This window comes from Diaphorobacter sp. J5-51, assembly GCF_001023515.1.
GTDB classification, from domain to species: Bacteria; Pseudomonadota; Gammaproteobacteria; order Burkholderiales; family Burkholderiaceae_C; genus Diaphorobacter; species Diaphorobacter nitroreducens.
This window is the reverse complement of record NZ_JSYI01000043.1, coordinates 1-21,883: the sequence shown is the minus strand read 5'-3', so window position 1 is coordinate 21,883 and position 21,883 is coordinate 1. Positions and strand designations below refer to the sequence as shown.

Here is a 21,883-nt window from a genome sequence, read left to right as displayed (position 1 = left end):
TAGCTATATTTTTAATAGCACAACTCAAGCAGGATTGTCGATATCGATGAAGCGGTGCTCCAACCCCAACCGCTGCGCGACATGGGCCGCGAGCGCCGGCGCACCGTAGCGTTCGGTGGCATGGTGGCCGGCTGCGATGAAGGCCACGCCCGTCTCGCGCGCGAGGTGGGTCTGCTGTTCGGAGATCTCGCCGGTGATGAAGGCATCCGCCCCCGCGGCGATGGCGGACTCGAAGAACCCTTGCGCGCCGCCCGTGCACCAGGCCACGCGGCGGATGGGGCGCACCTGCTCCGGCGCCACCACCGTGGCCGCACGGCCCAGCGCCGCTTGCACGTGCGCGGCCAGCGCCCCCACATCTGCGAAGTCCGCCGGCGCGGCAAAGCCCAGGTCCTGCTCGCCAAAACGCTGGTCGGGCTGCCAGCCCAGCACGCGCCCCAGTTGTGCGTTGTTGCCCCACTGCGCATGCGCGTCCAGTGGCAAGTGGTAGGCAAACAGATTGATGTCGTGTGCCAGCAGGCGCTGCAGGCGCTGCTTCATCCAGCCGGTCACGCGGCCGTCCATGCCCCGCCAGAACAAGCCGTGGTGCACGAAGATGGCGTCGGCCCGCGCGGCAATGGCGGCATCGATCAGCGCGCGGCTGGCCGTGACTCCGCTGACGATGCGCGCGATCTCGCGCCTGCCTTCCACCTGCAGCCCATTGGGCCCGTAATCCTTGAAGCGTTCGGGCTGCAGTTCGGCATCAAAGGCCGCGAGCAGCGCGTCCCGGTCGGTATGCGAAGGATGAGACATGCGGCAATTGTCCGCGATGTGCCCCTGCGCTGACCCACATCAAACGTGTTTACCCATGCTTCACACTGCTTAAAAAATCCCGCGCAAACGCGCTCCTAGACTGCCTGGCAAACCACCATGACAACCAACAGGGAACTGGGATGAAACGCATCACGTGGGCCTTCTGGGCCTTCTTGCTCGGCCTCACCGCGCTGTGGCTGATGGCCGACACGCTATGGCCCGCGCAGCCGGGCTACTTCGCGCTGCGCACCGTCTGGGTGCAATACAGCGGTGTGCTGGTGATGGGCGCGATGTCGCTCGCCATGCTGCTGGCCGTGCGCCCCGTGTGGCTGGAGCGGCATTTGGACGGGCTGGACAAGATGTACCGTCTGCACAAGTGGCTGGGCATCGCCGCGCTGGCGATCGGCACGGTGCACTGGCTCTGGGCCAAGGGCACCAAATGGGCCGTGGGATGGGGTTGGCTCACCCGGCCGCCGCGCGGGCCGCGCCCGCCTGCCGAGAACCTGGGCCTTGCCGAGGCCACGCTGCGCGATTGGCGCGGCCTCGCCGAAGGCGTGGGCGAGTGGGCGTTCTACGCAGCGGTACTGCTCATCGTGCTGGCGCTGGTCAAGCGCTTTCCGTACCGGCTGTTCGCCAAGACGCACCAGTTGCTGGCCGTGGCTTACCTAGTGCTGGTCTTCCACACCGTGGTGCTGGTGCAATGGAGCTACTGGTCGCAGCCGATCGGCTGGCTGCTGGCCCTGCTGGTGGCCGCCGGCACGGTATCAGCCGTGCTGGTACTGACCCGCCGCGTGGGCGGGCGCCGCACCGTTCAGGGTCGCATCGTTTCATTGCAGCCTTATCCCGCGCTGCGCGTGCTGGAAACGCGCATCCGTCTCGACGGCCTCTGGCCGGGGCACCGCGCGGGGCAATTCGCCTTCGTCACCTCCGACCCCAAGGAAGGCGCGCACCCCTACACCATCGCATCGGCGTGGATGCCACAAGACCCGTGCGTCACTTTCATCACCAAGGCCCTCGGCGACCACACCAGCCGCCTGCCCGACCGCCTGCGCGTGGGCGACCACGTGACGGTGGAGGGGCCGTACGGCTGCTTCACATTCGACGACGCGCGTCCACGCCAGATCTGGATCGGCGCCGGCATCGGCATTACGCCGTTCGTCGCACGCATGAAACAACTCGCGCACGGGGGCTCCCACTCCGCCCGGCCCATCGACCTGTTCCACACCACCGCCGACCACGACCCGGTGGCGCTGGACAAGCTGCGTGTCGATGCGCAGGCCGCCGGTGTGCGCCTGCACCTGTTCGTGGATGCACAGGACGGGCGCCTGGACGGCGAGCGTCTGCGAGCGCTGGTACCCGAATGGCGAAACGCCAGCGTCTGGTTTTGCGGCCCGATACCGTTCGCCTCTGCCCTGCGGGCAGACCTGGCCGCGCACGGCCTGCCCACGCAGGCCTTCCACCAGGAACTGTTCCAGATGCGCTGATGCGACGCGAGGCAGGCCCCTCGCAACGCCAGGCCCGCCACTGCGTCTGCGGGGACTCGCCCCGCGCCGTCCCACGCCCCAAAACCGGGGCACACGCCTACAATTTGCGCTCGCCTTCCAACCGCATCACGCCCCATGAAACGCCTCTGGCTCCTGCTCTCCCAATCCGTTACCGTGCTGCTGGCTGCGTACTTCGTGGTGGCCACTCTGCAGCCCGACTGGCTGCAGCGCGGCGCCACACGCAGCGGCGCTGGCATATCGCTCATCGAGGCGCCCTCCTCCACGTCCGCCCAGCCCGCGGCGGGCAGCTTCAGTGGGGCGGCGCGCAAGGCGGCGCCAGCGGTGGTCAGCATCAACACCAGCAAGGCCGTGCGCCACCCGCGCAGCAACGACCCGTGGTTCCAGTTCTTCTTTGGAGACCAAGGCACCCAGGCGCAAACCGGCCTGGGCAGCGGCGTGATCATCAGCCCCGACGGCTACATCCTCACCAATAACCACGTGGTCGAGAGCGCTGACGAGATCGAGGTCACGCTCACGGACAGCCGGCGCGCACGCGCCACCGTGATCGGCACTGACCCTGAAACCGACCTGGCCGTGCTGAAGGTGGATCTCGACAAGCTGCCCGTCATCGTGCTGGGCGATTCCGATCAGCTCGCCGTGGGCGATCAGGTGCTGGCCATCGGCAATCCCTTTGGCGTGGGCCAGACGGTCACCAGCGGCATCGTGTCGGCACTGGGTCGCAGCCAACTGGGCATCAACACTTTCGAGAACTTCATTCAGACCGACGCGGCCATCAACCCCGGCAACTCCGGCGGCGCGCTGGTGGACGTGAATGGCAACCTGATGGGCATCAACACCGCCATCTACTCCCGCTCAGGCGGCAGCATGGGCATCGGCTTTGCCATTCCCGTGTCGACGGCCAAGCTGGTGCTGGACGGTATCGTGCGCGACGGGCAGGTCACGCGCGGCTGGATCGGCGTGGAGCCCAACGAACTGTCCCCCGAACTGGCCCAGACCTTTGGCGTCAAGGCCACGGAGGGCGTGATCATCACCGGCGTGCTGCAGGGCGGTCCCGCGGCAGTGGCGGGGGTGCGGCCGGGCGACGTGATCCTGAGCGTGGAGGACAAAGCCACCAACAACGTGTCGCAACTGCTCACGGCGGTGGCGTCCCTCAAGCCCGGCTCCGCGGCCAGCTTTGCGCTGCAGCGCGGCGACGCGCGGCTGGAAGTATCGGTGGTGCCGGGCACGCGGCCCCGCGTGCAGCAGCGCCGCTGAACGGCATTGCTATCAAAAAAATAGCTTCCCGCGCTTGTCTACAAAGCGCTGGAAGCTATTTTTGTTTCCGCTCCTGAACGGTGCACCACCGGGCGCCGGCGCCCCCCGCAGCGCGGCGGTGGCTCAGCGCACGCTCACGGCGCGGATTCCTGCGGATCCTCGGGTGCCTTGGTATGGCGGATGAACAGCTGCGCCGCCCAGATCCCCAACTCGTAGAGCAGGCACATGGGAATCGCCAGCGCCAGTTGCGACACCACGTCCGGCGGCGTGACGATGGCGGCGATCACGAACGCGACCACGATGAAGTAGCCGCGGAAGCTCTTGAGCTTTTCCACGCTCACGACGTTCAGGCGCGCCAGCACCACCACGGCGATCGGCACCTCGAAGGCCAGGCCGAAGGCGAGGAACATGGTCATCACGAAGCCCAGGTAGGCCTCGATGTCCGGCGCGGCGGTGATGCTCTTGGGTGCAAAACCCTGGATGAAGCTGAACACCTGTCCAAACACGAAGAAGTAGCAGAACGCCACACCGATGAAGAACAGCACCGTGCTGGAAACCACCAGCGGCAGCACCAGGCGCTTCTCGTGCGAATACAGCCCCGGGGCCACGAAGGCCCACACCTGCCACAGCACGAAAGGCAGCGCCACAAGGAACGCCGACATCAGCAGGATCTTGAGCGGCACCATGAAGGGCGAGATCACCGAGGTGGCAATCATGGTCGCCCCCTGCGGCAAGTGGGCCACCAAGGGCGCGGCCAGGAAGTCGTACAGCTGGCCGGGACCGGGGTAGAAGAACAGGGCGGCCGCGACGACCCCCACCGCGATCATGGCCTTCACGAGGCGGTCGCGCAGCTCCATCAGGTGCTGCACGAAAGGCTGCTCGGTACCGGCGAGCTCGTCTTCTTGGTTCGGTGTTTCGGACATGGTGGGGGTGGGGGCGGGATCATGGCCCGCGCGGGCTGCGCGGGGCGCAGCCCATCAGGGGATCAATGGAATTTCTGGGGGCGGAACCGTGCCACGCGCGCCGCGCCTGACTGCACCCGCGTGCGCACGCCCGCGCGCGCCTTGTACCACTGGGGCATGGCACCGCGCTTGAGGCGCCAGTTCTTGGCGGGGTGCTTGTACGCCGGGACCACGGTGGACAGGCCTTGGTCCACCCCGTAGGTGCTGCCGGAAGCAGAGGCGTCGCCCAGGCTGTGCTCCATGTCCTTCTGGAAATCGCTGGCGCTGGTGTGGATGGTCTGCTCCACGTCGCGCGCCGCGTTCTCCACGGTGTCTTTCATCTTGCGCAGTTCGTCCAGCTCCATGGAGCGGTTAACCTCCGCCTTGACGTCGGCCACGTAACGCTGCGCCTTGCCCAGCAAGGTGCCCACCGTGCGCGCGACGCGCGGCAGCTTCTCGGGGCCGATGACGATGAGGGCCACGGCGCCAATCAGCGCCATCTTGGACAGGCCAATGTCGATCATGAGGAACGCTCAGGCAGGAAAGGCGTAGGCGTTCAGCTCTTGTGCTTGGCTTCGACGTCGATCGTGGTCTTGTCGGCAGCCGCGCTGTTGTTGGTCACCTGGCCCGCGGGCGCACTGGTGGTAGCCGAGTCATCGGTGCTGGCGCCATCCTTCATGCCGTCCTTGAAACCCTTGACCGCGCCGCCCAGGTCGGAGCCGATGTTCTTGAGCTTCTTGGTGCCGAACACCATCACGACGATCAGCAGCACGATGAGCCAGTGCCAAATGGAAAACGAACCCATGAAAATCTCCTAACGAATACGGCCCATTCTAGACGGCGGATATGTCGGGCCCCTCATATCCCTAGCAACTTCACGGCGGCTATAGGCGCGCCGACTTACCCCTTGAGCCAGGGACGGGGACCGCCGATCACGTGCATGTGCAGGTGGTGGATCTCCTGGCCGCCCTCGGAACCTGTATTTACCACGATGCGGAATCCTCCATCCGGGTAAGGGTTGCAGCCCTGCTCCTGCGCCAGCTTCGGCGCCAGCGTCATCATGTGCCCCAGCAGGTCCGCGTGGTCGGGCGTGACCGCTGCCATGGAGTGCAGATGGACCTTAGGCACCACGAGAAAATGCACCGGCGCCCAGGGGTGGATGTCGTGGAAGGCAAACACCCGCTCGTCCTCGTACACCTTCTTCGAGGGGATCTGGCCGGCGATGATCTTGCAGAAGAGGCAGTTCGGGTCGTGCTGCATGGCGGAGGGCTAAAAGGCGGTCAACAGGCAGTGGAAAGGTCATGCATTGTCGGCGATGTTGACCGTGGTGCGCACACCCACGTCCGCCCGGTGGGCCTGCAGCCAATCCTGGCCGGCCGCCCTGCCCAGGTCGAACAAGCGGCGCACGAAGGCCAGGTCCGCCCGCAGTTTGCTGGCGGCTCCGAACGGCTCGAGCACCGCGCCACCATCGATGCGGTGCATGCGCACGCTCTTGTAGCGGCGCGCGTCCAGCTTGCCTTCGGCCAGCAGCCGCCGCACGAACTCGATGGCGCGCAGCTCGGACAGCAGGGCGGCGTTGAAGGTGACTTCGTTCATGCGCTCCATGATCTCGCTGGCACTGTCGGGCACGCCCTGGTGCTCGATGGGGTTGATCTGCACCAGCAGCACATCGGCGCAGTCGGTCTTGTAGATCAGCGGGTGCAGCGCGGGGTTGCCGGAATAGCCACCGTCCCAGTAATGCTCGCCGTCAATCTCCACCGCCTTGAACAGCAGCGGCAGGCAGGCCGAAGCCATGACGGCATCGGCGCTGAGCCGCTTGCCGGTGAAAATCTCCCCGCGCCCGGTGCGCACATTGGTCGCGCACACGAACACCTGCGGCACAGTGGTGGACTGCGGCGCACGCGCAGAAGCCAGGGCCTCGAAGTCCACCTCGCGCTCCAGCACCCTCCGCAGGGGGTTGATGTCCAGCGGATTGGTCTGGTAGGGCGACAGCCAGTGGGACATCATGCCCAGCAGCGGCCCGGCACCGGGCAAGGGGATGCCCCAGGTCAGGCTGCCAAGTGTGCCCACGCCTTCCCACAGCCGCGCCAGCGTGGCACGCGCCAGTTCGCAGCCGGCGCGGTGCGCCTCCAGCGGGTCTTTGTGTTCCCGCGCGGCCTGGGCGAATCCGTGGGCCAGCGCAACGGCATTCATGGCACCGGCGCTGGTGCCGCTCACGCCGTCGATGAGGAACTGGCCGTCTTCGAGCAACGCATCCAGCACGCCCCAGGTCAGCGCGCCATGCGAGCCGCCGCCCTGCAGCGCGAGGTTGAGCCGCTGCGGCGCGCCCTGCTCAGGCATCGATGGCCTGCCCCTTGTTCATGGCCACCATGCCGCGCACGATGCGGTAGAGGAACCAGATGGAGATCAGGCCCCAGGCGACCCAACCCGGAAAAAAGAAAACCAGCCACAGCGGCGCAGTGACCGCGTACAGCACGCCGGCCCAGATCACGGTGCGCACGCGCCAGGAGAAATGGCTGGCCTGCCAGGTACCCGCGGCATCGCTTTTCTTCACCAGGTCGATCACCAGCGCGACGATGAGCAGCGCGGCGCTAGGCTGCGCGCCCGGCAGCACCGCCGCCACGGCCACGATCAGGTGCAGGATGTAGCTGACCCATCCGACCGTCTTGAGGGATTCGGCCCGCTCGCTGGGCTCCACGTCGACGATATCGTTGTTCATCACGCACCTCCTTCTTCGCTGCTGCGGGCTGCGGCCTTGCGCAGGGCCTTTTCTTCGATGCCGCTGATGCCCTCGCGGCGCTCCAGCTCGGCAATCACGTCGGCGGGGGCAAGCCCGTAATGCGCCAGCGCAATCATCGAGTGGAACCACAGGTCGGCCACCTCGTACACCAGCTTGGCCTTGTCAGCGCCATGGTCCAAGTCCTTGGCCGCCATGACCACCTCGGTCGCCTCCTCGCCCACCTTCTTGAGGAAGGCGTCAGGCCCCTTGTGCAGCAGCCGCGCGACGTAGCTCTTGTCAGGGTCGCCGCCGTTGGCGGGCTTGCGGCTTTCGATGACGCCGGCCAGCCGCGCAAGCGCGTCCTGCGACAGAGGGGCATGGGTATCGGTGCGGGTCATGGCTTCTTATTTGTAGATGGATTCGGGGTCTTTCAAGACCGGATCGACAGCCTGCCACGCGCCATTGTGGAGGGCGTTGAAGAAGCAGCTGTGACGACCCGTGTGGCAGGCAATGCCGGGCTCGTGGCCCAGCTGCGTCACCTTCAGCAGCACCACGTCGCTGTCGCAGTCCAGGCGAATGTCGTGCACCTGCTGCACATGGCCCGACTCCTCGCCCTTGAACCACAGCTTGCCGCGCGAGCGGCTGTAGTACACGGCGCGGCCCAGCTCGGCGGTCTTGGCCAGCGCCTCGCGGTTCATCCAGGCAAACATCAGCACGTCGCCCGTGGCGGCCTCCTGCGCAATCACGGGCACCAGGCCCTGCGCATCCCATTTCACTTGATCAAGCCAGTTCATGGTGTCCATTGTCGGTCATCGGCAGCTACAACGCCCATGTTCGCTACTTTTTTTATAGCTTACAGCGCTTGCTGGAAGCGCGCTACAGGCCTTTTTGGCATCCATTCGCAGCGTCAGAGCCGCACGGGGATGCCGCGCTCGCGCATGCGCTCCTTGGCCTGGCGCACGGTGAACTCGCCGTAGTGGAAGATGCTGGCCGCCAGCACCGCGTCGGCGCCGCCCTGCTGCACGCCGTCGGCCAGGTGGTCCAGGTTGCCCACGCCGCCCGAGGCGATCACGGGCACGCCCACGGCGTCGCTCACGGCGCGCGTGAGCTGCAGGTCGAAGCCGCTCTTGGTGCCGTCGCGGTCCATGCTGGTCAGCAGGATCTCGCCCGCGCCGCGGCGCGCCATCTCCTCGGCCCAGCGCACGGCGTCCAGGCCGGTGTTCTTGCGCCCGCCATGGCTGTACACATCCCAGCCCTCGCCGCGCTCGGCTACTTCCGCGCCCTGGCGGCGCTTGGCATCGATGGCCACGACGATGCACTGCGCGCCGTACTTGGCCGAGGCCTGGCTGATGACGTCGGGGTTGGCGATCGCGGCGGAGTTGAAGCTGGTCTTGTCCGCGCCCGCATTGAGCAGGCGGCGCACGTCTTCCACGGTGCGCACGCCGCCGCCTACGGTCAAGGGGATGAAGACCTGGCTGGCCACAGCCTCGATGATGGGCAGGATCAGGTCGCGCTCGTCGCTGGTGGCGGTGATGTCCAGGAAGGTGAGCTCGTCGGCGCCCTGCGCGTTGTAGCGCGCGGCGATCTCCACCGGATCGCCCGCGTCGCGCAGCTCGACGAAGTTGACGCCCTTGACGACGCGGCCACCGGTCACGTCCAGGCAGGGGATGATGCGTTTGGCAAGCATGGGAATCGTTCTACGGCTGGGGCGCGCAAGATACCACGGCTCACGCCGGCTGCAGCGTGCGCGCCACGCCGTCCTGCCAGCGCCAGGCATCCTGGCACATGGCCTGCACGTCGCGCGTGGCGCGCCAGCCCAGCAGCCGCTCGGCCAGGCCCGGGTCGGCCCAGCATGCCGCCACGTCGCCCGGGCGGCGCTCGGCGAGCCTGTAGGGCACGGGGCGGCCACTGGCCTGCTCGAAGCCGCGCACCATCTCCAGCACCGACACGGGCCGGCCCGTGCCCAGGTTCACCGTCAGCAGGCCCGGGTGCTCGCGTAGGTAGCGCAGCGCCGCCACGTGGCCCTCGGCCAGGTCGCAGACATGGATATAGTCGCGCAGCCCCGTGCCGTCGGGCGTGGGGTAGTCGCTGCCCCAGACGTTCAGGAACTCGCGCTGGCCGGAGGCCACTTGCGCCACATAGGGCATGAGGTTGTTGGGCACGCCCTGCGGGTCCTCGCCGATCAGGCCACTCTCGTGCGCGCCCACGGGGTTGAAGTAGCGCAGCCGCGCAATGCGCCACTGGCCGGGCTCGCTCGCGTCCACGTCGGCCAGCACCTGCTCCATCATCAGCTTGCTCCAGCCGTAGGGGTTGGTGGCCGAGAGCGGGCAGTCCTCGCGTATCGGCAAGGAGGCCGGGTCGCCATACACCGTGGCGGACGACGAGAACACCAGCTGGCGCACGCCCGCCTGCCGCATGGCCTGCAGCAGCGTGACCGTGCCCGCGACGTTGTTGTCGTAGTACGCCAGGGGCTCGCGCACCGATTCGCCCACCGCCTTGAGCGCGGCGAAGTGGATCACCGCCGTGAATTCGTGGCGTGCAAACAACTGCTGCAGCAGCGCCGCGTCGCGCACGTCGCCCCGCACGCATTCGGGCTCGCGCCCCGTGATGCGCCCGATGCGCTCCAGCACCGAGGGGCGGCTGTTGCCAAAGTTGTCCAATACCAGGAACGGCTCGTTCGCCTGAGCCAGCGCCACACACATGTGCGAGCCGATGTAGCCCGCGCCTCCGGTCACCAAGATCACAGATCCCTCCTATATGCGTACAAGTCTGGTCGGGATTGTGGCAAACGCAGTGTTAACAAACGTGACAATCCGATGGATTGGGAAATCAATCGATACGATTTTGCACCCAATACAATTCGAATTTTGGGTACGCAAGCCCTCCAAAACCCTATTGGCAGCCCCTTCCGGTCCCATGGCCTTCCGCTTCCTTTTGCAGTTGTTGCAGTTGTGCACGCGCCTGGCATGGGGGCTGGCCTTGCTGCCGCTGGCCTGGAGCGCCCAGGCCGCCACGCCCGCGGTGGCGCTGTACTACGGCCATGAAATTCCCCTGGGCGAGTTCCGCGCCTTCGACCTGCTGGTGGTGGACCCCGACCACGAGGCGGCGCGCCAGGCCCGCGCGCTGGAGCCCGCCACCAAGGTGTACGCCTATGTCTCGGTGACCGAGGTGCAGCCCTCGCGCGCCTACCACGCGGACATCCCGGCGGACTGGAAACTGGCGCGCAACCAGGACTGGCAGTCGGAGGTCATCGACCAGAGCGTGGCGGCATGGCCCGATTTCTTCGCCAGCCGCGTCGTCGCCCCCCTGTGGGAACGGGGCTTTCGGGGGTTCTTTCTCGACACGCTGGACTCCTACCGCCTGGCGGGCACGTTCGACGAGCAGGCCCAGCAGCAGGGGCTTGTGCGGGTGATCGAGACACTGCACCAGCGCTTCCCCGGCATCCGGCTCATCCTCAACCGGGGTTTCGACATCCTGCCGCAGGTGCGGGGCATGGTCGAGATGGTGGCCGCCGAATCGCTCTACCAGCGCTGGAATGCCAAGACCCGGCGCTACGAGGAAGTGCCCAACCAGGACCGGCAATGGCTCATGGACCAGCTGCGCACCGTCCGGCAGCGCGACGGCCTGCCCGTGCTGGTGATCGACTACGTCTCGCCGCACGACCGGGCGCTCACGCGCGCCACCGCTCAGAGGATCCTGCAGGACGGCTTCATCCCCTGGGTCACCGACGCGCAGCTGGCGACCATCGGCATGGGCAGCATCGAGCCGGTGCCGCGACGCGTGCTGGTGCTCTACAACGGCGGCGAATCGCCCGCGCTCAACTACGCCAACGCCCACCGCTTCCTGCAGATGCCGCTCAACCACATGGGCTACGTGACGGACTACGTGGACGTACGCGACAGCCTGCCCGGCCTGATGGCGCGCGACCGCTATGCCGGCGTGGTGAGCTGGTTCTCCGGCTACGTGCCTGCGGCGAAACGCGCCGGCCTGAGCCAATGGCTGCAGGCGCGCATCCACGAAGGCATGCCGCTGGCGGTGGTGGGCGACTGGGGCATGACGCCCGACCGCGTCCTCACGCGTAGCCTGGGGCTGGCGCTCGACAGGGCCGAGCCCCAGGGCGCATTGCGCCAGGTGCAGCTCGCCCCCATGATGGGGCTGGAGAACCCGCTCCCCCTGCCCTCCCGGCAGACCGAACTGGTGCAGCTGGCGCCCGACATGGCGCGCCAGGCCCAGCCCCTGGTGGAGCTGCGCGACGCCCGCGGCCGCACCTTCGTTGGCGGCGCCATCACCCCCTGGGGCGGCTTCATTCTCGACCCCAACGTGCTGTTCNGAGAACGGCCGCCGCCTGTTGCTGGCCCATGTGGACGGCGACGGCTTTCCCTCGCTGGCGGAGTTCCCCGGCAGCCCGCTGGCCGCCCAGGTGCTGCTCAAGGAGATATTCGAGAAGTACCGCATCCCCCAGACCATGTCCGTCATCGAAGCCGAGGTGGCCCCCGACGGCCTGTACCCCGGCCTGAGCCCGCGCATGGAGGAAGTGGCGCGCAAGATGTTCCGCCTGCCCCACATCGAGGTCGGCAGCCATACCTATAGCCACCCCTTCCTGTGGGACGCGAACGTGCAGCACGGTCTTTTCAAGGAGAACCCGGAGGCGGCGCAGTCCCTGGTGGTTCCCGGCTACACCATGGACCTGGAGCGCGAGATCGTGGGCTCAAGCCACTACATCAACGAGCGCCTGGCGCCCAGCGGCAAGCCCGTCAAGGTCCTGCAATGGACGGGCGACACGGCGCCCAGCGCCCGTGCGCTGGAGATCACCCACCGCGCCGGGCTGCTGAACATCAACGGCGGCGACACCTCCATCAGCCGCGCCAACCCCTCGCTCACGGCCGTGGGGGCGCTGGGCATCCGCAAGGGCGGGTTCTTGCAGGTCTACGCCCCCATCACCAACGAGAACATCTACACCAACCTGTGGACGGGGCCGTACTACGGTTTCGAGCGCGCCATAGAGACCTTCGAGATGACGGACAGCCCCCGGCGCATCAAGCCCGTGGGCATCTACTACCACACCTACTCGGCCAGCAAGCCCGCCGCGCTCAAGGCGCTGAAGAAAGTCTACGACTGGGCCCTCGCGCAGCCCCTGCACCCCGTACACGCCTCCGAGTTCGTCACCAAGGTGCAGGACTTCTACGACTACGCCATGGCCCGCGATGGCGAGGGCTGGCGCCTGCGCAGCAGCAATGGCGCCCTGCGCACCGTGCGGCTGCCCCCGGCGCTGGGGCTGCCCCGGCTAGGCGCCAGCCAGGCCGTGGCGGGCTGGCGCCGGGGCGGCGAAGGCCTGTACGTGCACCTGAGCGGACCGTCCGCCTTCCTGCAAACGGACGGCCGCGAGGCCGCCACCCCCTACCTGCACGACGCCAACGCCCGCCTGGTCGACTGGCAGGCCGAGGGCGATGGCCGGCGCGTGCAATTCACGCTCCAGGGCCATGTGCCGCTGGAGTTTGCCCTGGCCAACACCCAGGCCTGCCAGGTGCGCGCCGGCCAGCGCACCCTCACCGCCCTGCGCCCTGCCGCACAGGACCGCACCGCAGTGCAACAGTTCAAGCTGCCCGATGCCGCCGCCCAGATCCAGATCCTCTGCCCAGAGCGTTGAGCGGCCCATCCTTGCGCCCAACTGGCTCGTCGCGCTGCTCACCGCCATGGCGTGCGGCGCGCTGTGGCTGCTATACCCGCGCCAGGACCTGGAGCAGCGCCTGGCGACGAGCGGCGAGACCGAGCTGTCCACCGCCTACCTGAACAACCTGCTGCGCAGCGACCCCGACAACCCGCGCCTGCGCCTGCTGCTCGCGCAGCGCCAGATCGCCCATGGCGACACCGCCAGCGCGCGCACGACGCTGCAGCCCGCCCTGGACTCGGCCGACCCCGCATTGCGCAAGGAAGCGCTGTGGGCGCAATGGGACCTGCTCCACTCCGAGTACCGGCATGTCCCGGACCGCGAGCCTGACAGGCGGCTCGCGCTGCTCGATGGGCTGCGGCGGCACATACGCCAGCTGGCGCAGGAAGGCTGGCCCCAGGAGCGGCAGGATAGGCTGGCAGCCTTGGCCAGTCAGTTCGGCGAGCAGGAGATCGCCCTGGCACTCAGTCGCCGGGAAGCCCCGCAGGACCCGCGCGAGGCCGCCCTGTACTACGAGCGCGAAGCCAGGGAAGCGCTGGCGCGCGGCGACTACGAGGGCTGCGCGCAGCTCTACCTGTCCGCGCGCGACAGCACCCCCGACCCAGCCCAGGCCAAGGCGTACTACGGCGCGGCCATTGCCGCACTGCGGTCGGGCAACCAGACCGCGGCCGCCCTGGAGCTGGCCGAGCGCGAGCTGGGCCCCCTGGCCGACGACCCGCAGACCCTGTTCATGCTCACGCAGCTGGCACGCGCCGCAGGCCGCCCCGACGTGGCCGAGCACTACGTGCGCCGCCTGCTGCGCATGGCGCTCGAACGGCAGGTCACCCAATGGGCGCCAGCGCCGAGCAGGACTTCGCGCTGCGGCCCGTCGCCTGGCGCCCGCAGCCGCCTGCCGCGCTGGCGGGGCCGGTGTTCGACGATGGCGCCGACCTGCTCGTGCATCCGGCCCTGCGCCTCGCGCAGCAGGTGGCGGACAAGGCCTCCGCCCGGCCTTCGCCCGCCCTGCCCTTCGACGACAAGACCTACACCCTGGGCTACGAGGTGTTCCTGGAAAACCGCAAGCTCGAGGACGCCTGGACCATCGCCAACGCCGCGGTGCGCCAGAACCCCGCCGACATGCGATGGCGCGAGCGCCTGGCACAGGTGTCTGAGTGGACGCAGCGCCCCGGCATCGCGCTGGAGAACTGGCTCGTCCTGGCGCGCCAGANCGAACCAGGACGCCGCCTGGCAGGCCGTGTTGCGGCTGGCGCCGGGCCAGTTCGACGATGCAGCGCTGGTGCAGGCGCTGCGCCACCAGCTGCGCAGCCGCTCCGGCGACCCGCGCCTGATGCGCGCCCTGGTCGATGCGCAGGAACGCCTGGGTGAACCCCAGCCCGCCATCGACTACCTGCGCCAGCACGCGCAGGACCCCGAGGCGCTGGAGCTGCTGGCGCAGCTGGCCGAACGCGCAGGCCAGCCCGATCTGGCCCTGCAGACCTGGCGGCAACTGCTGGCCGACCCTGCACAGATCACCCCCGAGCGCGCCATGCATGCCGCCGTGCTGGCCCTGCAGCACCGCCAGCCCGAACTGGGCCTGCAATGGCTGCAGGCCGTGCAGGACCACCCTCCTGCGTCCGCTGAAGCGGCCGCCGAGCTGTGGCGCTTCACGGGCGACCTGGCCAGGAGCCGGGCGCGCGACCAGCTCGCCATTGCCGCCTACCGCAAGCTGGTGGACGCGCAACATGCCGACGTCGCGGACTACGACGCACTCATCGGCCTGCTGCAGCAGGACCAGCCCCTGGAGGCCGCCAAGGTGGCACTGCTGGCCTGGCAGCAGCACGATGAGCCGCGCCACCTGATCGAGGCCCTGACCCTGTACTCCAGCCGCAACCAGTGGAACGAATTCGCGCACGCCCTGGATCAGCTCGACCCCACCCCCGACGCCGCGCGCCATTCCCTGGCCCGAATGCGCCGCTCGGGGCAATTCCTGCGCCTGGTGGGCGGCTACCACCACAACGCCGGGCGGTTCGCAGAGGCGCGGCAGTACTACGAAGAGGGGCTGGCCATCGATCCGGCGTCCTCCGACATGCGCCAGGCACTGCTGTGGCTGCTCATCGACAGCAACGACGCGGCCTCGATCCGCCGGCTGCTGGCCGCGCACGAACAGGCCTGGAGCGCGGACGAGGACCTGCATGAGGCGCTGGCGGCCGCCTACCAGGCCTTGTCGCTGCCCCAGGTGGCGCTGCACCGCTACCTCAGCCCCCATGTGGCCGAACGCGAAGGCGACTTCCTCTGGCTCATGAACTACGCCGATGCCCTGGAGCAGAACCAGGAGGCGGATCGCGCCTGGCGCCTGCGCCGCCACCTGCTGTCGCAACAATGGCAGGAGGGGCGGAACGGCCGGCGCCTGACTCCCGCGCAGGCGCGCCAGCGCTGGCTCACCGAGGAAGGGCTGGAGGCCACGCAGCGCGTCGCCCGCGCGCGCCTGATCCTGCTGCAAAGGCCCGGCGACCCTGCACAGGAGGTGCTGCGCGAGCTACTGCGCCTGGATCGCGATGCCCAGGGCGGCTACTCCAACGCCGCGGCCGAAACCGCCATAGGTTGGCTGCAGGACGCCGGCGAATACACGGCCGAACGCGGCTTCCTGTGGCACCAGTACGCGCGCAGCCGCAGCCTGCGCACCAATCGCCCGCTGTGGGCCGAGATCACCGTGGCCCTGGCCGAGGACGACAAGGCCGCCGCGGGCCAGCTGCTGCAGGAATTCGACGAGCGCCTGCCGCGCTACGACCGCGTCAATACCGCTGCCGCGGTGGGCGACATCCGCCTGGCGCAGAGCGCCGCCTTCGAGACGCAGGAAAGCCAGCCCGACGACAACCCGCTGCACCTGCAGCTCACGGACAACCTGCTGGCCTTCAGCGACCACGCCGGCATGCTCTCGCGGCACAGCGACCTGGGCGCCATCGACGAAGATCAGGCCGAGGCCCGGCTGCACCTGGCCATCAGCCCGCGCCTGTCGCTGGACCTGGACGCGAGCCGCATCCAGCGCCGCGTCACGGCGCCCGACCAGCTGCGCGACGCACCCGGCGAGGACATCGCGGGCGCGCTGCTGCGCTGGGGCCATGCCGACGGCGAGACCCGGCTGCGCGTGGCCAGCCGCCGGGGGTACGCGGACACCACGCCCCTGTCCATCGAGCACGAGCAGCGCCTGGACAACCGCCTGTCCCTGCGCGGCGAACTGGGCTGGCACCTGCCCAGCGAGGAAAGCCTGGCGCTGCGCCTGGGCGGCATGAAGACGCGCGTGGCCGCTCACCTGCGCTACCAGGCCACGCGCCAGGACAGCCTGCTGCTGTCGCAGTGGAGCGAGCAGTACCGCCTGCAGACGGGCGCCGAGGTGGGCCGCGGGCGCCACACCGCGATCGAATACTCGCACGCCTACCGCCAGGACGCGCCCACGTGGGAATGGGGCGCCTTCTGGTCCACCCACCGCTTCGAGCGCCGCCACCCCTTCTTCCTGGGCCAGCAGGGCCAGGACTTCCTGCAGCGCTTCGCGCCCGCGGGCGTCACGAGCCTGGGCCTGGACTACTTCCTGCCCGAGAGCTTCCAGTTCTACGGCGTGCGGCTGTCCACCAACATGCGCTTCGAGCAGGACCACACGCGCGCGCTGCGGCCCTTCGCGAGCGTAAGCCTCACCCGGCACAGCCTGCTGGGCGCGGGCTACGACCTGCGCCTGGGGCTGGCCGGCAGCGTGCTGGGCCCGGACCATTTGCGCCTGAGCTTCGGCCTGGGCAAGTCAGGCGTGCAGTCCCTGGGACTCACGCGCGTGCTGGAACTGTCGTACCGGCTTCATTTTTAAGACCATCGAGGAGAACCCTTCATGCTCCACCGCCGCCCCTCTCGTGCACGCCAGCTGGGACTGCTGCTGGCCACGGGCGCGATCGCCCTTCTCAGCGCCTGCTCCACCCTGGACCAGAGCCACCCGCCGCAGCTGGCCCGCCAGGCGAGCTGGGTGGTGCTGCCCTTCGCCAACCACACCGAGACCCCGCTGGCGGGCCAGCGCGCCGAGGCCATCGCCCAGGCGCTGCTGAGCGCGCAGGGCGTGGGCCAGGTGCGCCGCACTCCCGCCACCACGCAGCAGGAAGCGCTGTTCGGCGCCGGCGACGCGCAGCGCTCCGAAGACGCGCTGGCCTGGGCGCGCGAGCAGAAGATCCGCTACGCCCTCGCGGGCAGCGTGGAGGAGTGGCGCTACAAGGTGGGCGTGGACGGTGAGCCCGCCGCAGGCGTCACCCTGCAGATTCTGGACGTGGCCACGGGCGACACCCTGTGGAGCGGCTCGGGCGGCCAGAGCGGCTGGAGCCGCGAGGCGCTGTCGGCGGTGGCGCAGAAGCTGATCCGCAAGCTGTTGCAATCCGGCCTGGCCGGCAGCCGCTGAACGCCGCATGCCAACACCCTCCGACAGCCCCGGCGCACGCCGCCAGACGGCCGGTGAAAACGCCCGTCCACGGGCGCTCCCAGGCACGGGCCTGCCCAGGCATCTGCTGGGCAGGCTGGCCATCGCGGCCACCCATCCCGCCGTCACCGTGGGCGAGACCCTGCTGCTGCCCCTGCTGGCCGTCGCACTGGGCCTGGCCTGGGCGCCACAGGACCCGCTGCAGATCCAGGCCACATTCCCATGGCCCTGGCTGGCGCCCGTGGTGCTGGCCCTGCGCTACGGCCCCATGGCGGGCCTGGGCGGCGCCAGCGTGCTGCTGGCCTGCTGGCTGGGGCTCAACGCGGGGCACTGGGGCAACTTCCCCCAGCTGTACTTCCTGGGGGGCTTGATCCTGGTGATGCTGGTGGGCGAGTTCTCCAGCCTCTGGCAGGCGCGCACGCGCCGCGCCGAGACCCTGCAGCTGTACCTGGACCAGCGCCTGGAGCACCTGGTGCGCCAGCATTACCTGCTGCGCCTGTCGCACGACCGCCTGGAGCAGGAACTCATCGCCCGCCCCATGTCCATGCGCGACGCGCTCGCGGCGCTGCGCCACGCCGGGAGCGAGGACGGCGGCGACGCCCTCGCCCCGCAGGCGCTGCTGCGGCTGCTGTCGCAGTACTGTCAGCTGGAGTGCGCGGCCATGCACGCGGTGTCCGACGGGCACGCCGCCGCCCGGCCCAGCGCCAGCATAGGCGCCTACGACGGACTGCACGCCGACGACCCGCTGGTGCGCCAGGCCCTGCAAACGGGCCAGCTGTGCCACGTGAGCCAGGCCGTGACGGCGCAGCAGGACACGCGCTACCTGGTCGCTGCGCCGCTGCTCGATCTGGCGGGCGACATGTACGGCCTGCTGGTGGTACAGGACATGCCCTTCTTCGCCCTGCAGGAGGAAAGCCTGCAGACCATACAGCTGCTGCTGGGCTACTACACCGACGGCCTGTCCATGAGCCAGCTGGCCCAGCCCATCGTGCAGCAGTTCCCGGACTGCCCGCCGCTCTTCGCCTTCGAGCTCCAGCGCCTGGCCCACATCCACAGAAGCACCCAGGTGCCCAGCATCGTCGTGGCCCTGGAGCTCCAGCAACGCGCGCTGGAGCAGGACCTGCCCCCGCAGATCGAGCGCCTCAAGCGCGAGCTCGACGAGGTCTGGCGGATCGAGGCGCCCGGACGCCAGGTGCTGGCCGTGCTCATGCCGCTGGGCAACGCCACCACGGCCGAGGGCTACATCCACCGCCTGGAGGGCTGGATGCAGCACAAGAGCCAGCAATCGCTGGCCCAGGCCGGCATCTTCCCGCACGTGGTGCAGCCCGACAGCGCGCAGCCCGTGCGCACCGTGCAGCGCCTGCACGCCATCGCCCATGCTTAACCTCAAGCTAGGCCTGTCGGCACTGGGGCTGGAGGTCAGCGCCTGGAGCGGCGCATGGCTGCTGGCCGAGCGCTCGGACGCGGCCCTGGCCAGCTATCTGCTGTTGCACGCCGCGGCCAGCGTGCTGCTGTCGCTGTCGCTGCTGCCGCTGCTGCCGCCGCGCCTGTCCAAGCCGCGCTGGGCCACCCTGCTGCTCATGACGGCCTGCAGCTACGCCGTGCCCGTGGCGGGGTTCCTGGGCGTGATGGCGGCCTTAGTCATCCTGCGCCTGTACCGCCGCAGGTCGCTCCCGGAAGACTTCGATGCGGTGCAGCTGCCCGAATTCGACCAGCACCAGCGCCGGCAGAGCCAGTTCCGCCACGCCGGCCTGCACTCGTTCCTGACCAACGCCCAGGTGCCGGTACAGGCGCGCATGCGCGCCATGGCCGCGCTGCAATACGCCTCGGGGCGCACGGCCTCGCCGCTCCTGCGCAGCGTGCTCGGCGACGCGAGCGAAGACCTGCGCCTACTGGCCTACGGCATGCTCGACAACCTGGAGAAACGCATCAACCGCGCCATCGACAGCGAGCTCGACGCCCTGCAGGCCGCGCTCCCGGACAGCAGCCAGCAGCTGCAAAGCGCGCACCGCCTGTCCGACCTGTACTGGGAGCTGGTGTACCAGGCGCTGGTGCAGGGCGACCTACACGCGCACGCCATCCAGGAATCGCTGCGCTACTGCCAGTTGGTGCTGCAGCGGCAGGAAGGCAACGCCGCCATGCACCTGCGCCGCGGGCGCCTGCTGCATGCGCTGGGCCGCACCCAGGAAGCGGAACACGCCTACGACAAGGCCCGCGCCCTGGGCCTGCCCGCGACCCGGGTGCTGCCCTACCTGGCGCAGCTGGCCTTCGAGCGGCGCGACCACGCGCAGGCGCAGGCGCTGATGCGCGAGCTCAGGCAATGGGGAGCGCTGCCGCGCCTGCGCCCCGTAATCGACTACTGGAGCCAGCGGCCATGAACCACCCCAAGGCACAGTCGGCCGACATCGCCCTGATGCTGGAGGGCACGTTCCCCTACGTGAGCGGCGGGGTGTCGAGCTGGATCAACCAGATCATCCGCGCCTACCCCGAGTACCGCTTCGCCATCGTCTTCCTGGGCAGCCGGCGCGAGGACTACGGCGGCTTCAAGTACCCGCTGCCCGACAACGTGGTGCATTTCGAGGAGCATTTCCTGCACGAGCAGGCCCACTGGCACCCGCAGCCGGCCGCGCGCAGGGGCGACGCGCAGGGCCAGGCGCTGGTGCAGCGCCTGCTGGACGCCTTCGACCAGGGCCCGGCGGCTCCCCGAGCCATGGAGGCATTCCGCGAAGTGGCGCAGCAGATGATGCCCGGCGGGTCCGTGCAGCTCGGGGATTTCCTCTACAGCAAGCGCGCCTGGGACATCATCTGCGGCATCTACCGCGCACATTGCGCCGACCCCTCGTTCGTCGATTTCTTCTGGACCGTGCGCCTCATGCTGCAGCCGCTGTGGCTGCTGGCGCGCGTGGCGCGGCAGCTGATCCCCGTGCGCGCGGTGCACTGCGCCTCCACCGGCTACGCGGGCTTCCTGGGCGCGCTGCTGGCGCAGACGCGCGGGGTGCCGCTCATCCTGTCGGAGCACGGCATCTACACCAAGGAACGCAAGATCGACCTGTTCAAGAGCGAGTGGATACGCGACAACCGCAACATCTTCCAGCGCGACCCGACCGAGCTGTCGTACTTCCGCCAGATGTGGATCCACTTCTTCGAGTGGCTGGGGCGCTACTGCTACGCGCATGCCGATCCCATCCTGGCCCTGTACGAGGCCAACCGGCTGCGCCAGGTGCAGGACGGCGCCGCGCCCGAGCGCACCGCCAACATCCCCAACGGCATAAAGCTCGAACGCTTCGCCCCGCTGCGCGCGCAGCGGCCGCTTGAGCCGCCGCCGGTGCTGTGCCTGATAGGGCGCGTGGTGCCCATCAAGGACATCAAGACCTTCATCCGCGCCATGCGCCGCGTGGTCAACCAGCGCCCCGACGCCCAGGGCTGGATCGCCGGCCCCGCCGAGGAAGACCCGGCCTATGCCGAGGAATGCAGTAACCTGGTGCGCAGCCTGGGCCTGCAGGAGCATGTGCGCTTCCTCGGCATGCAGCGCGTGGAGGACCTGATGCCGCGCATCGGCCTGGTGGTGCTGTCCTCCATCAGCGAAGCCCTGCCCCTGGTGCTGCTCGAAGGCTACGCGGCCGGCGTGCCTGCCGTTTCCACCGACGTGGGCTCGTGCCGCCAGCTCCTCGAAGGGCTCGACGAGGAAGACCGCGCGCTCGGGCCTTCTGGCGCGGTGGTGCCGATCGCCGAGCCGCAGCAGTTGGCCGATGCCGCCCTGCAGCTGCTGGGTGACACCGCCGCCTGGCAGGCCGCCAGCCGCGCGGCCATCGCCCGCGTGGAGCGCTACTACACCGACACCCTGATGTTCGACCGCTACCGCCAGGTCTACGAACACGCCCTGGCACGCACCCCGGGAGCAGCCTGATGGCCGGCATTGGATTCGAACTGCGCCACATGCTGCGCAAGAACACCCTGCTGAGCCTGGTGCAGGCCTACGCCTACGCGGGCGTGATCGGCTCGGGGCCCTGGGTGCTGTCCATCGTCGGCATCCTGCTCGTCGGCATCTTCAGCGCCAGCGTGGTCGTGCCGGCCACCCTGGTGACGCAGTTCCAGACCTCGGTCACCTACCTGGTGGCCAGCAGTCTGATCTACACCAGCCTGGTGCAGCTCGCGTTCACCCGCTTCATCTCCGACCGCCTGTTCGAGAAGCACAAGCACCTGGTCATGCCCAACCTGCACGGCCTGATGATGATCGTGCTGCTGGGGGCGGGTGTCCTGGCCACGCTGGCGCTGTTCATCGTGCTGCCGGGACTGGGCCTGGCATACCGGATGCTCATGCTGGCGGGCTTCATGCTGATGAGCGGCGTATGGGTGCTCACGGTGCTGCTGTCGGGCATGAAGCGCTACAAGGCCATCGTCGGCCTGTTCGGCCTGGCCTACGGGCTGATCGTGGCCAGCGCCCTGCTGCTGCGCCCCTGGGGCCTGGAGGGGCTGCTGGGCGCCTTCGTGCTCGGCCACTTCGTGCTGCCGGCGGGCATGTGGCTGCTGGTGGTCAGAGCTTGTCAGAAATTTTGTGTGTGAGGCATAGCATGTCGACAA

Annotated in this window: 19 protein-coding genes and 3 pseudogenes; 11 read left to right on the top strand and 11 right to left on the bottom strand. The window is 68.8% G+C overall.

The genetic code is table 11. The features are described 5' to 3' along the window. Positions 1 to 24: 24 nt before the first annotated feature. Positions 25 to 789 (bottom strand): Nif3-like dinuclear metal center hexameric protein, encoded by a 765-nt coding sequence (locus OX89_RS06100; RefSeq protein WP_012655735.1) that lies wholly within the window; start codon positions 787 to 789, stop codon positions 25 to 27. Positions 790 to 929: 140 nt separating this feature from the next. On the opposite strand from OX89_RS06100, the gene OX89_RS06095 reads away from it, so the two are divergent. Continuing rightward, complete coding sequence (locus OX89_RS06095; protein WP_047349956.1) at positions 930 to 2,273, top strand: ferric reductase-like transmembrane domain-containing protein; 1,344 nt, start codon at positions 930 to 932, stop codon at positions 2,271 to 2,273. Between the two features lie 135 nt (positions 2,274 to 2,408). Beyond that, positions 2,409 to 3,548 carry a trypsin-like peptidase domain-containing protein gene (locus OX89_RS06090; protein ID WP_047349955.1) on the top strand — a complete coding sequence of 380 codons (1,140 nt, stop codon included), beginning with the start codon at positions 2,409 to 2,411 and terminating at the stop codon, positions 3,546 to 3,548. 134 nt (positions 3,549 to 3,682) lie between these two features. Here OX89_RS06090 and tatC read toward each other — a convergent pair whose 3' ends face one another. From tatC to galE, 10 genes are all read right to left on the bottom strand, one after another. Continuing rightward, on the bottom strand, positions 3,683 to 4,471 hold the full coding sequence (gene tatC / locus OX89_RS06085) for a twin-arginine translocase subunit TatC (protein WP_047349954.1): 789 nt from the start codon (positions 4,469 to 4,471) through the stop codon (positions 3,683 to 3,685). Between the two features lie 62 nt (positions 4,472 to 4,533). Beyond that, positions 4,534 to 5,013, bottom strand: coding sequence for a Sec-independent protein translocase protein TatB (gene tatB, locus OX89_RS06080; RefSeq protein ID WP_012655731.1), 480 nt, complete (start codon positions 5,011 to 5,013; stop codon positions 4,534 to 4,536). A 32-nt stretch (positions 5,014 to 5,045) separates the two neighbouring features. Next, positions 5,046 to 5,294 (bottom strand): Sec-independent protein translocase subunit TatA, encoded by a 249-nt coding sequence (gene tatA / locus OX89_RS06075; protein ID WP_012655730.1) that lies wholly within the window; start codon positions 5,292 to 5,294, stop codon positions 5,046 to 5,048. Positions 5,295 to 5,389: 95 nt separating this feature from the next. Continuing rightward, the gene (locus tag OX89_RS06070; RefSeq protein ID WP_047349953.1) at positions 5,390 to 5,749 is read right to left on the bottom strand and encodes a histidine triad nucleotide-binding protein; all 360 of its coding nucleotides are present in this window, start codon (positions 5,747 to 5,749) and stop codon (positions 5,390 to 5,392) included. 39 nt (positions 5,750 to 5,788) lie between these two features. Next, entirely contained in the window at positions 5,789 to 6,829 is a 1,041-nt protein-coding gene (locus OX89_RS06065; RefSeq protein ID WP_047349952.1) for a patatin-like phospholipase family protein, read from the bottom strand. After that, entirely contained in the window at positions 6,822 to 7,208 is a 387-nt protein-coding gene (locus tag OX89_RS06060; RefSeq protein ID WP_011804227.1) for a membrane protein, read from the bottom strand. Before OX89_RS06060 ends, OX89_RS06065 begins: the two co-directional genes overlap by 8 nt. After that, complete coding sequence (locus OX89_RS06055; RefSeq protein ID WP_011804226.1) at positions 7,208 to 7,606, bottom strand: phosphoribosyl-ATP diphosphatase; 399 nt, start codon at positions 7,604 to 7,606, stop codon at positions 7,208 to 7,210. The genes OX89_RS06060 and OX89_RS06055 overlap by 1 nt, the downstream gene beginning before the upstream one ends. Before the next feature lie 6 nt (positions 7,607 to 7,612). Then, on the bottom strand, positions 7,613 to 8,011 hold the full coding sequence (gene hisI, locus OX89_RS06050; RefSeq protein WP_199856220.1) for a phosphoribosyl-AMP cyclohydrolase: 399 nt from the start codon (positions 8,009 to 8,011) through the stop codon (positions 7,613 to 7,615). A gap of 104 nt (positions 8,012 to 8,115) precedes the next feature. Then, on the bottom strand, positions 8,116 to 8,895 hold the full coding sequence (gene hisF / locus OX89_RS06045) for an imidazole glycerol phosphate synthase subunit HisF (RefSeq protein WP_047349951.1): 780 nt from the start codon (positions 8,893 to 8,895) through the stop codon (positions 8,116 to 8,118). A 40-nt stretch (positions 8,896 to 8,935) separates the two neighbouring features. Then, positions 8,936 to 9,952, bottom strand: a complete 1,017-nt coding sequence (galE, locus tag OX89_RS06040) for a UDP-glucose 4-epimerase GalE (RefSeq protein ID WP_013721471.1) — start codon at positions 9,950 to 9,952, stop codon at positions 8,936 to 8,938. Positions 9,953 to 9,965: 13 nt separating this feature from the next. Here galE and OX89_RS19040 point away from each other — a divergent pair. The 9 genes and pseudogenes from OX89_RS19040 to pelG form a co-directional block, all read left to right on the top strand. After that, positions 9,966 to 11,537, top strand: a pseudogene (locus tag OX89_RS19040) (endo alpha-1,4 polygalactosaminidase); the annotation flags it as partial. A gap of 1 nt (position 11,538) precedes the next feature. After that, positions 11,539 to 12,855 (top strand): annotated as a pseudogene (locus OX89_RS19035) (hypothetical protein); the annotation flags it as partial. Next, positions 12,815 to 14,083, top strand: a pseudogene (locus OX89_RS19030) (tetratricopeptide repeat protein); the annotation flags it as partial. The pseudogenes OX89_RS19035 and OX89_RS19030, both read left to right, overlap by 41 nt. 120 nt (positions 14,084 to 14,203) lie before the next feature. Further along, on the top strand, positions 14,204 to 16,708 hold the full coding sequence (locus OX89_RS19025; protein ID WP_255352805.1) for a tetratricopeptide repeat protein: 2,505 nt from the start codon (positions 14,204 to 14,206) through the stop codon (positions 16,706 to 16,708). Positions 16,709 to 16,729: 21 nt separating this feature from the next. Beyond that, positions 16,730 to 17,284 (top strand): hypothetical protein, encoded by a 555-nt coding sequence (locus OX89_RS06020; RefSeq protein WP_011804220.1) that lies wholly within the window; start codon positions 16,730 to 16,732, stop codon positions 17,282 to 17,284. Between the two features lie 7 nt (positions 17,285 to 17,291). Further along, positions 17,292 to 18,686, top strand: a complete 1,395-nt coding sequence (locus OX89_RS06015; RefSeq protein WP_011804219.1) for a PelD GGDEF domain-containing protein — start codon at positions 17,292 to 17,294, stop codon at positions 18,684 to 18,686. Further along, on the top strand, positions 18,679 to 19,680 hold the full coding sequence (locus OX89_RS06010) for a membrane protein (RefSeq protein WP_047349949.1): 1,002 nt from the start codon (positions 18,679 to 18,681) through the stop codon (positions 19,678 to 19,680). Before OX89_RS06015 ends, OX89_RS06010 begins: the two co-directional genes overlap by 8 nt. Next, a complete protein-coding gene (gene pelF / locus OX89_RS06005) occupies positions 19,677 to 21,209 on the top strand; it encodes a GT4 family glycosyltransferase PelF (protein WP_011804217.1) in 1,533 nt (510 codons plus the stop codon). The genes OX89_RS06010 and pelF overlap by 4 nt, the downstream gene beginning before the upstream one ends. Then, the gene (gene pelG, locus OX89_RS06000) at positions 21,209 to 21,865 is read left to right on the top strand and encodes an exopolysaccharide Pel transporter PelG (protein ID WP_234305513.1); all 657 of its coding nucleotides are present in this window, start codon (positions 21,209 to 21,211) and stop codon (positions 21,863 to 21,865) included. Before pelF ends, pelG begins: the two co-directional genes overlap by 1 nt. Positions 21,866 to 21,883: the final 18 nt, after the last annotated feature.